The organism is Variovorax sp. M-6, assembly GCF_052114385.1.
Taxonomy (GTDB): domain Bacteria; phylum Pseudomonadota; class Gammaproteobacteria; order Burkholderiales; family Burkholderiaceae_C; genus Variovorax.
In genome coordinates, this window is the sequence record NZ_JBFREQ010000069.1 from 1 (window position 1) to 11202 (window position 11202).

Annotated in this window: 6 protein-coding genes; 5 read left to right on the forward strand and 1 reads right to left on the reverse strand. The window is 64.9% G+C overall.

Going from position 1 to position 11202, the window contains the following annotated elements; genetic code table 11:
• The 4 genes from AB4Z46_RS34705 to AB4Z46_RS34720 all read left to right on the forward strand — a co-directional run.
• A partial coding sequence (locus tag AB4Z46_RS34705; protein ID WP_442288096.1) for a YadA family autotransporter adhesin occupies positions 1-1497 on the forward strand: 1497 nt, incomplete at its 5' end.
• A 375-nt stretch (positions 1498-1872) separates the two neighbouring features.
• A complete protein-coding gene (locus AB4Z46_RS34710) occupies positions 1873-2715 on the forward strand; it encodes a DUF1266 domain-containing protein (RefSeq protein ID WP_442288097.1) in 843 nt (280 codons plus the stop codon).
• On the forward strand, positions 2712-3524 hold the full coding sequence (locus AB4Z46_RS34715; protein ID WP_442288098.1) for a hypothetical protein: 813 nt from the start codon (positions 2712-2714) through the stop codon (positions 3522-3524). Before AB4Z46_RS34710 ends, AB4Z46_RS34715 begins: the two co-directional genes overlap by 4 nt.
• Before the next feature lie 54 nt (positions 3525-3578).
• Positions 3579-6599, forward strand: a complete 3021-nt coding sequence (locus tag AB4Z46_RS34720; protein ID WP_442288099.1) for an ATP-binding protein — start codon at positions 3579-3581, stop codon at positions 6597-6599.
• Here AB4Z46_RS34720 and AB4Z46_RS34725 read toward each other — a convergent pair.
• On the reverse strand, positions 6571-6843 hold the full coding sequence (locus AB4Z46_RS34725; protein ID WP_442288100.1) for a hypothetical protein: 273 nt from the start codon (positions 6841-6843) through the stop codon (positions 6571-6573). The two genes, AB4Z46_RS34720 and AB4Z46_RS34725, sit on opposite strands and share 29 nt — an antisense overlap.
• A gap of 168 nt (positions 6844-7011) precedes the next feature.
• On the opposite strand from AB4Z46_RS34725, the gene AB4Z46_RS34730 reads away from it, so the two are divergent.
• A partial coding sequence (locus AB4Z46_RS34730; protein ID WP_442288101.1) for an Ig-like domain-containing protein occupies positions 7012-11202 on the forward strand: 4191 nt, incomplete at its 3' end.

The following is an 11202-nucleotide window of genomic DNA, read 5'->3' on the forward strand; positions in this document are numbered from 1 at the left end:
ATCGCCGGCAACACGACGGCCATCGCCAAGCTCGACGGCCGTGTCACGACCGTCGAAGGCTCGGTGTCGGAACTGACCAACAACATGAACAGCGGTTCGGTGGGCTTGGTGAAGCAGGACGCGACGACCAAGGCGATCACGGTGGCCGGCGACAAGGCGGGCACGTCGGTGGACTTCACTGGCACGGCCGGCGCACGCACCCTGAGCGGCGTGAAGGACGGTACGCTGGGCGAAACCAGCCGCGAAGCGGTGAACGGTTCGCAGCTGCATGCGACCAACGAGAACGTGAAGGCCAACACGGCGAACATCGCAACCAACACGACCAACATCGCCGGCAACACGACGGCCATCACCAAGCTCGACGGCCGTGTCTCGACCGTCGAAGGCTCGGTAGCGGACCTGACCAACAACATGAACAGCGGTTCAGTCGGTCTGGTGAAGCAGGACGCGACGACCAAGGCGATCACGGTGGCAGGCGACAAGGCCGGCACGTCGGTGAGCTTCGCTGGCACGGATGGCGATCGCGTGCTGAGCGGCGTGGCCGCGGGCAAGGCTGAAACCGATGCGGTCAATGTGGGTCAGCTCCAGAAGGCCGGCCTGGTCGACGCCGGCGGCAACACGCTCGACGCGGTGACCTACGACGCCGGTTCCAACCGCGGCGCGGTGACCTTCAACCAGGGCGGCGCTGCAGTGCTGCTGCAGAACGTCGGCGCCGGCATGGCGAACACCGATGCGGCCAACGTCGGGCAGTTGCGCGATGTCGCGTCCTCGCTGGGTGGCGGCGCCACGATCGATGCCAATGGCAAGATGGTGGCACCGAGCTACACGGTGAACAACGCCACGTACCGCAGCGTGGCCGATGCCCTCAGCGGCCTGGCCGGCACGATGGACTCCGCGAAAGATCGCATCACCGAGGTCGAGAAGGTCACGAGCACCTCGCAGGCCAACGCGCATGTGGCCACCAGCGGCGATACGACGCAGGCGGCGGTGGCCAGCGGCGACAAGGCGGTGGCGATCGGCGCCGGCGCGACGGCTTCGGCCAGCAACAGCGTGGCGATCGGCGCAGGCTCGACGACCGGCAATCGCGAGAACACCGTGTCCGTCGGCTCGGCAGGCAACGAGCGTGCGATCGCCAACGTGGCGGATGCCGTCATGGGCACCGATGCGGTCAACAAGCGTCAGCTCGATTCCGTCGCGGAAAGCGGCCAGGCCTACACCGATGCGCGCGTGAACCAGGTGCAGTCGGAAATCGCCAGCGTCAAGCGTGATTCCAACGCAGCGGCCGCATCGGCCATGGCGGTGGCGACCTTGCCGCAGTCGATCATCCCGGGGCGTGGCATGGCATCGGCCGCGCTGAGCAACATGGCCGGCGAGTCGGCCCTGGCCGTCGGTGTGTCCAAGGTGTCGGAGAACAGCCGCTGGGTCACCAAGTTTGCGGGCACGGTCAACACGCGCGGCAACGCCGGCGTGAGCGCAGGCATCGGCTTCCACTGGTAAGCCGGCGTCCAGCTGAATGAAAAGGAGCGTCACGCCGAGCGTGACGCTCCTTTTTTTTGTCGTGCGATCGCTTGGCGTGGGCCATGTGCCGCGCGCGGGGCTTACCAACGGTAGGCATGGTGCTGTAGTACTTCAGGTGACGTTTCGCTTGGCGCTTTCGGACGTTTCTGATGTACCGCCATCGATGCGCTCCGTACGATCCATTGCTGCCTTCCTGTCGATCTTGGAAGCCGCCATCAGAGGCCGATCGCAAGCACTTTCGGTCAGGTGGCCTCGACGAAATTGCAGGCCGACCGACATCCGCCGACCGCCGCGTCGGCATCCATCCACAAATGAACGGGGCATGCGTGATCCGCATGCCTCAAGGGAGCCAACATGACGGCCTTGACTACCGCGGCCCTGATCTGGGGCGTTGTCATCTGGATCTTCGTGCGCGGACGATTCGGTCCGTCCATGGCGTCCTGGACGCGAGCCATCGCGTTCAAGCCGAAGGAAGAAATGTCGCCCGAGCAGTTGTTCGGCTGCCTGCTCAGCGGCAACTTCGCCCTGCTCATGCGCGACAACTTCAACCAGATCGGGAGTTCACTGTCCGAGCGCCGAATCGGGCGGGTTCTTCGCGAGCACTGGGGGGTCGAGACGCGGGCGGACTGCCTTCGCATGATCGAGTCTCGCCGCGAGAGCCTGGGAAAGATGTCGCCGCCGGAGAAGCGCGCCATCGCCGCATGGCTCACGGGCGAACGGGTCGACTCCAACGAATACGCGGCGATCGAGGACACGTGCCGGTTCATGGCGCTTCGCGCCCACATCACGCACGTCGACGAGCTTCGGAACGACCACCTGAGCGTTCTCGCCTGGGACATCCAGCAGCTCGCCTATCTGGTGCGCCTGGCCTGCGCGGTCGGCCATGTGTCGAAGCCGTCGGCAGAGGAAATCCTCGGAGCGCTGAGGACGCGTGCCCGGGCGCACTATGGGTCCTGGAAGGACTATTCGCTGGCGGCCCTCATCGGCCTCGGCATGCGGGGTTCGCTCGAGGTCTTCGACCACGCGGAGTGGACGCAGTTCGCACGCACCCATGCGGTCTTTCTGAACGAACGCCGCTCGCCCACCAAGAGCGCGTCGCGATGGACGGTCGCCGCCGTGCAACGGGACGCGCCAGCCGCACCCGCTCGCTTCGAGTCTGGCAGCCGTGGTCCGGCTGCCGGTGCGGTTGCGCCATGACGCGCCCGGCCGCTCTGCGACGAGCCGGGGTGCTCGCCTATGGCCCCCGCTCGCGCGAATACCTTCGACGCGTCATGCGCTCGTTCGGCTATGCACCGCTGGTGTTCGCCAGTCTCGACGAACTGACTGCGATGGGTCCCGCGGCGTCGACCCTCGACATGCTGCTTCTCGGCGATGTGCCTGACACGGACAGTCTTGGGCGTGTTGTCATGGCGAGCGCCCGCGCCGCGGTCGGCCCGAACGCGCGGGTGCTCCATGCGCCTCTGCAACCGCGCGGGCGCGCGCGAAATCGCGGTGCGACGGTCGACAACATCGACACCGCTTCGCCGCGCTACTTCGGCGATCTCTATGGCGCGATCCTGTCTTTTCTGAACTCTCACGGGTTCGAAGGCACGCAGGCACCGTTTTCGTGGGGTGGCCATGCGTTCCATCCGATCGAAAAAACCGTCTCCTTCGCCGGCGAGGAGGTCAAGCTGGATCCCGTGGCGTTCGATGTCGCGCTCGAGTTCTTCTTCAGCATCGGTCGCCCGGTCACGAGAAAGTGGCTCAAGCGCATGTTGCCTACGAGCGAGCGCGGGGCGAACTGGCATCGCATCGACAACATCGCCTGCACGGTCGACGACCTGCGCGTCGCGATCCAACTGCATGAACCGAACGGCTGGGCCCTCGACGCCCTGGGCGACGTCGGCTATCAGTTGCGGCGCTTGCCGCGGCCAGCCACCGAGCAACACCGCGCACGCGTTCCGCGATCCGGGTCGACCAGGAATCGCGCCCCGAAGGAAGAGGTGCGTCTCCAATTGGAGCTTTGAACGGGGATCGATTAGTCTCGCGCGGTGTGCCCGTCAACTCGGGGTGGAGATTCCATGGTTTCCAAGGTCGGCCTGCTTGCGCGGGGCCTCAATTCGAACACCGCCCTGATGGCGTTGATCGGCTTGCTGGGTATTGCCAGCTATTTCTTTGGCCAGCCGATGGCCATCGAACTGCACTGGTTCTGGATGGCGATGTTGTCGTTCTCCATCGTCGCCCTGTCGGTCATGCTGTTCGTCCGCTCTCGCACCAGCCAACGGCGAGACGACGAACTCCACGCCATCCTCGATGCCGTCCCCCATGTCCTTTTCTTCAAGGACACCGATTTGCGCTACCGGGAAGTGAACGCGGAGTTCGAGCGGACATTTCATATCGACAAGGTCGCCGTGATCGGCGAGGACGACATGAAGCTCTTCGGAGCCGAGCTTCACGATCGCTTCGTGTCTCAGGACAAGGAGCTCATGGCGTCCGGAGAGGCGCGCACCTACCACGAAGAGATGACGATCGACGGCGCAGTCCGCAGCCACCAGACGCGCAAGCGGCCAGTCCGAGATCGCCGCGGAAAGCTGCGCGGCGTGGTCGGCGTGGCCATCGATGTCACAGAGCAAAAGCTGCTGCAGCGCCAGCTCGAGGATGCGCACGACGGGCTCGGCATCGCGCTGGAAGCCGCGCGCATGGGCACCTGGGAACTGGACCTGAGCACCGACGAACTCCAGGCCGACGAGCGCTGCCGCCAGGTGCTCGGACTAAAAGGCGACAGCCTCGACGTGTCGATGGTCTATGCCCGGATGCATCCCGATGACAGGGACGACATCAAGCAACGCGTCGAACGCGCAATCACGCACAAGAGCGTCTCAGCCTACGAGTTTCGCGTCGTCGACGATTCAGGGGCGATCCGCTGGATAGAGGGCTTTTCATCGCCGAATCGACTGCGCAGGGGAAACAATCACCTGATCGGCGTCAACCGGGACATCACCGAACGCCGCATGGGCGAACTCGCGGTGAACGAGGCCAAGCTGCAAGCCGAACGGGTGCTGGCGGAACTCGAGGAATCACAGCTCGAACTCGAACTCGCGCTGAGCAGCGGCGGGCTGGGCGTGTGGCGTTCGGTCACTCGATTGCGCAAGGGTGCCGAGCCAACGGGCCGCGAACTGGGGGCGACGCTCATCGTGGCCGACCCCAGGATCCATGAAATCTGCGGCCGCGACGCCGACCTCAGCTATCGCGACATGTTCAAGCTGCTGCATCCGGATGATCGCAGGAGAGTTGCCGTCGCGCTGGACCAGGCCTACCGGAAAGGGACCGGCGCCTACCGCGATCAGTTCCGCATCTGCAACCGTGACGGCGTGGTGCGTACGGTGGATGTGCGAGGCAGCGTGACGACCGGCGCGGAGGCGGGCAGCGACTCGATGCTGGTCTCGTTCACCGGCATCGCCAAGGACATCACCAAGGACGAGGAGCTCAAGGCGAACCTGATGACCAAGGCCGAGGAGGCGCGATCGGCGCTGGACGCCAAAGGCCAGTTCCTCGCCATGATGAGCCATGAAGTCCGCACGCCTCTCAATGGCGTGCTGGGGATGATCGATCTGGTCCTCGACACGCCGCTCGCGGACGAGCAGCGGGCGATGCTGCTGCGCAGCCGGGAATCGTCGGTGGCATTGCTCACGATCATCAACGACATCCTCGATTTCTCGAAGATCGAGGCGCGCATGCTCGACGTCGAGCACCGGGCGCTGTCGCTGTCCAGTCTCATCGAGGATGTCTGCGCCACGCTGCTTCCGGAAGCGAAGCGCAAGGCGATCAGCCTGGAATTCAGTGTCGATGGGCAGATACCGAAATTCATCGTCGGCGATTCCGTGCGGCTGCGGCAGATCCTGACGAATCTGATCGGCAATGCCGTCAAGTTCACAAGTCAAGGCGGCGTCAAGGTCGGCGCTCGCAAGGGCCCCGGCGGCTTGCTGCAGCTGACCGTCGAGGACACCGGCATCGGCATCGACCCGCGCGCCACCGAATCGCTTTTCCAGCCGTTCCGACAAGCGAACATCGCCACCACCCGGCGCTACGGCGGCACCGGTCTGGGACTCACCATCGTCAAGCAGTTGGTGGAGTTGATGCAAGGCACAGTCCGCTGCGACAGCGAACTCGACCGAGGCAGCCGGTTCACCGTGACCTTGCCGCTCCGACCCTGGATACCCGCCGCCGGCTCGCTGCCGGCGCGCACGCCGGCGGCGAGTCCGATCTTCTCCCCGGCCAGCTCGACCGCCGGAACCGCCGAGGCGGCGATGCCGATCGGCAGAGGGCGGAAGGTGCTGCTCGCCGAAGACCATGAGGTCAATCGCGAGGTCATCACGCTGCAACTCGCAAAGATCGGTATCGAATGCGACGTCGCCGAAGACGGCGAACAAGCCTGGGAGAAGCTCATGGCGCCCGGCGCGAGCTATGCGCTGCTGCTGACCGATTGCAACATGCCGCGCCTCGACGGCTACGACCTGACGAAGCGGGTGCGCGCTCATGAGGCGAGTCTGGGACTGCCGAGATTGCCGATCGTCGCGTTGACGGCCAATGCATTGCGAGACGAAGCCGAGCGTTGTCTCGCGCTCGGCATGGATGCCTATCTGTCCAAGCCCTTGCAGCTTCATGAACTCAGGCAGGCGTTGGCAGACGTCCTGGCGCAGCAGGCGGCGACATCCGGCGTGTCCGATGCCGGGGCATCGAGCCCGTCGCCCCCCTACCCGGCACTCGCCGAATTGTGCGGGGGAAGGTTGGACAAGGTCGCCGGGTTGGTCCGTATCTTCGTTGCCGCCACCGAGCAGGATCTGAAGTCAATGGATCAAGCGGCCGAGAGTGGCGACCACCTTCGACTGCGGCAGTTGGCACATCGACTGAGCTCGGCCTGCCATCAACTCGGCGAAACGAAGGTGGTCGGTGCATTGCAGGCCATCGAGCGATCGGAAGAGGCCGAAGGGATCGGGCCGAAGGATGCCCTCCTTGGCCTTTACCGTTCGGCAAGAGATGAACTGGTGTCGGTGCTTGAGCGTGCGTCCGAATTCATTCGCCTGCAGGGTCACAAGGCCTGAGGGGGCCGCCGCGGCGAATGCGTTGAAGCGAGCCGAGGCCGTCTGCCGCCTCGCCGCCCGGCACCGAGAAATCGGTGATGAGGAGATCGCAGGGCGTGAAGCGCAAAGCTGACAACAGCTTGTCCGGCGAGTCTGCCTCGGCCACCACTTCGATCTCGCTTCTGTCCGCATTGATGCGAGTCCGCATTTCATCTGCATCAAGACGGTGAGACGGTGTCGTGCGACCGATCACGATCCAACGCATCGTTGACGTCGGCGGGTTGCATCTTTTTTGTTAGGCGTGTGCGGTCCTTCGCAGTGGCCGCGAGCGACTGTCGCTCGGCATTCGACTCGGCATTTCGTCACGGCGTACGTCAGAAGTGCGTCATCTCGGACTTTTCACAAAGCGGCCGCAGCGTTTTCTCATTTCTTATTGAAGCCACATTTACTAAAGTCCCGGGGCCCAACCTGGGTGAAGAGTGTGGTCCGAGAGGGCTCGGAATCTCGCGACAACGGCATCGGCAACGGTGCCTTCAATCTGCTTCACCACCGAATCGAATTGCGCAGTGCAACTTCGACTCGATCGATTGGGCGGCGAGCGCGCAAGCGTCACCGCTTTCAAAGCATGGTGCTTTCACTCGAATCCGGTTGGGGCTCAACGGCGATTCTGCCGGGTCTTTATTGCCCGGCATCTGCCGTTGAAAACGAATTTCGATTTCATTTCATTTCATTTCATTTCATTTTCATTAGGCGCGAGTATCCAGTGGCTTCAAAAAAGACTGCAGTTGTTATCAACAAAAATGGCAAGAGCGCGGGCGAGGCGGTCGCCCTGGACGGGAAGTCGCCGGTCAAGGTCAAGGCCTTGCCCAACGTCAAATACCTGCTCAAGGACGAAAGCGGCGTTGCGCCGGAAAACGCCACCCTGACACGTGTCGGCGATGACCTCCAGCTGACGCTGGAGGGCGAAACCAGCCCAGCCTTGATTCTGGAAGGCTACTTCTTGCTGGCCGAGCCTCCGGGCCTGTTCGGCGTTGCGGAGGACGGCCAGCTCTATGCGTATGGCCGGACCGATGGGGCGGGCGCGATCTTCTCGTTGGCCAACGGGGACATGACGGCGGTTGCGCTGGCTGGCGATCCGGTCGCTCCAGGTGCTGCCGGCAGTGACGACGGCAACTTCGGTGCCTTCTGGCCCTTGCTCATGCTCGGTGGTTTGGCGGCGGGCGGCATTGCGTCGACCAGCCAGGGTTCTTCGGGCTGGGTCCCACCTCTCGATGTCAAGCCCGAACCCGAGCCGGCCAAGGTGCTCCCTGCGCCGAAGCAGGCGGGTGCGATCGACAACGTCGGCACGATCACCGGTCCGATTCCGGACAAGGGCTTCACCGATGACACGCGCCCCGAATTCTTCGGTCAGGGCACGCCTGGCAACACCATCACCATTTCCGATCACGGCAAGGTGATCGGCGAGGTCGTTGTCGACGGCAATGGCAACTGGACCTTGACCCCGACCGAGGAGCTCGGCGAAGGGCCGCACTCGATCACCATCACGGAAACCGACGCGGCCGGCAACAAGAGCGAGCCTTCGGACCCGTTGGAGTTCGGCGTCGATCTGACGGCGCCGACCAAGCCCAAACTGGGCGATGGCGAGGGTCTGGAAAGCGTGATCGACAACGTCGGAACGATCGTCGGCCCGATCCTCAACGGTGGCGTCACCGATGACAGCTTCCCCGAATTCTTCGGCAAGGGCGAGCCCGGCAACACGATCACCATCTACGACAAGAACAATGTGGTGCTCGGGCAGGCCGTCGTCGACGGCAAGGGTGACTGGACTTTCTCCCTCGAGAACCCGAACAAGACCGGCAAGTTGGAAGACGGACCACACTCGATCACCATCACGGAAACCGACAAGGCCGGCAACACGAGCGTGCCCTCGGATCCCTTCGTCTTCGAGGTCGACACGACGACGCCGACAAAGCCCGGTGTGGGCGATGGCCAAGGGCTGGAGAGTGCGATCGACGATATCGGAGCGATCACCGGCCCGATCTCCAAGGGCGGCGTCACGGACGATGCCCAACCTGAATTCACCGGCAATGGCAAGCCTGGCAATACCATCACTGTCTCCGACAACGGCAAGGTGATCGGCGAGGTCGTTGTCGACGACAAGGGTCACTGGACCTTGACCCCGACCGAGGACCTGGCCGAGGGGCCGCACTCGATCACCATCACGGAAACCAGCAAGGCCGGCAAGGAGAGCGAGCCTTCGGATCCCTTCGAGTTCGGCGTGGACCTGACACCGCCGGATGCCAGCAAGCTGGCGATCACGGGTGTGGAAGACGACATTGGCCTGGTGACGGGCAACGTGGCGCCTGGCGCGACGACGGACGACAGCCGACCGTTGATTCATGGCACGGGCACGGTGGGCGACACCATCATCGTGATGGTGAAGGACGGGGCGGGCAGCCGCGAGCTGGGCCGCGCGACGGTGGACGCGGACGGCAAGTGGTCGCTGCAGGTGCAAACGGCGCTGGCTGAAGGCGCGAACGAGTTCACGGCGATCGAGATGGACCCTGCGGGGAACAAGACCGACCCGAGCGCGCCGTACGCGGTGACGGTGGACACGGGCCGACCGGAAGTGCCTGTGATCGACAACATCCAGGACGACGTGGGTGTGGTGCACATGCTGCAAAAGGGCGAGGTGACCAACGACGCGACGCCGACGATCTTCGGTTCGGCGCAAGCGGGCAACACCGTCAAGATCTATGACGGCGCGACGCTGCTGGGCGAAGTGAAGGTGGAGCCCAATGGCAAGTGGAGCTTCACGCCTGGCGTGAACCTGGCCGATGGGGCGCACAACCTGACGGCGACGGCGACGAACCCGGTGGGCCAGACCAGCGATGCGACCGGGATCTGGAACTTCGTGGTCGACACGAAGGCGCCGGACGCGGTGAAGGACCTGGTGGTGACGGACGACGTGGGCAGCAAGACCGGCCCGCTGGTCAGCGGCGAGACCACCGACGACAACCGCCCGACCTTCAGCGGCAAGGCCGAGCCTGGCAGCAAGGTGTCGGTGTACGACGGCGCGGCCAAGCTGGGCGARGYGGACGTTGACGGCAACGGCAACTGGAGCTTCACGCCGGSCAAGGCGCTGGATGACGGCCCGCACAGCTTCACGACCAAGGTGACCGACCCTGCGGGCAACGAGAGCGCATCGAGCACGCCGGTGACCGTGACGGTGGACACCTCGGGCGTGGTGGTGTCGATCACGCAGGTGAAGGACGACATCGGCAGCGTGACGGGCAACATCACGCCCAACGGCGTGACGGACGACACGCGTCCGGAGATCCAGGGTACGGGCAAGGCCGGCAGCACCATCACGGTGATGGACGGCGCGAACGTGCTGGGGACGGCGAAGGTGCAAGCCAACGGCACGTGGAGCTTCACGCCCACGGTCGACCTGGGGCAGGGCGCGCACAGCATCACGGCGCAGGCCGAGGATCTGACGGGGACCAAGAGCGACCCGACGCCTGCGTTCGTCTTCCGCGTGGACACGGTGGCGCCTGTGGCGCCGACGATCGGCGCGGTGACGGACGATGTGGGCGAAGTGCAGGGTGCGCTGGTGAATGGCGGGACGACGGACGACCCGTCGCCGACGCTGTCTGGCAAGGCCGAAGCGGGCAGCACGGTGACGGTGTACGACGGCGGCAAGCTGCTGGGCAGCGTCAAGGCCGGCGCGAACGGTGACTGGAGCTACACGCCGACGACCGGCCTGAACGAAGGCAAGCACGAGTTCACGGTGACGGCGACCGACGCGGCGGGCAACACCAGCGCCCCCTCGGACAAGTTCACGGTGACGACCGACTACACGCCGCCGAACGCGAAAGATCTGGCGATCACGGGTGTGGAAGACGACGTGGGCCTGGTGACGGGCAACGTGGCGTCGGGCGCGACGACGGACGACAGCCGACCGTTGATCCATGGCACGGGCACGGCGGGCGACACCATCATCGTGGCGGTGAAGGACGGGGTGGGCAGCCGCGAGCTGGGCCGCGCGACGGTGGGCGCAGACGGCAAGTGGTCGCTGCAGGTGAGTGCACCACTGGCGTCGGGGTTGAACGAGTTCACGGCGGTGGAGATGGACCCTGCGGGGAACAAGACCAGCCCGAGCGCGCCGTACGCGGTGACGGTGGACACGGGCCGACCGGAAGTGCCGGTGATCGAGAACGTCCAGGACGACGTGGGTGTGGTGCACATGCTGCAGAAGGGCGAAGTGACCAACGACGCGACGCCGACCCTCATCGGTACGGCGCAAGCGGGCAACACCGTCAAGATCTATGACGGCGCGACGCTGCTGGGCGAGGTGAAGGCGGATCCGAGCGGCAAGTGGAGCTTCACGCCTGGCGTGAACCTGGCCGATGGGGTGCACAACCTGACGGCGACGGCGACGAACCCGGTGGGCCAGACCAGCGATGCGACCGGGATCTGGAACTTCGTGGTCGACACGAAGGCGCCGGATGCGGTGAGCGGCCTGGAGGTGAAGGACGACGTGGGTGCCAAGCAGGGCCCGCTGGTCAGCGGCGAGACCACCGACGACAACCGCCCGACCTTCAGCGGCAAGGCCGAGCCTGGC

Coding starts and splice junctions, on each gene's coding strand:
- AB4Z46_RS34725 (WP_442288100.1), bottom strand. CDS start 6,843: ATGCGTTGGATCGTGATCGGTCGCACGACACCGTCTCACCGTCTTGAT.
- AB4Z46_RS34710 (WP_442288097.1), top strand. CDS start 1,873: ATGACGGCCTTGACTACCGCGGCCCTGATCTGGGGCGTTGTCATCTGG.
- AB4Z46_RS34720 (WP_442288099.1), top strand. CDS start 3,579: ATGGTTTCCAAGGTCGGCCTGCTTGCGCGGGGCCTCAATTCGAACACC.
- AB4Z46_RS34715 (WP_442288098.1), top strand. CDS start 2,712: ATGACGCGCCCGGCCGCTCTGCGACGAGCCGGGGTGCTCGCCTATGGC.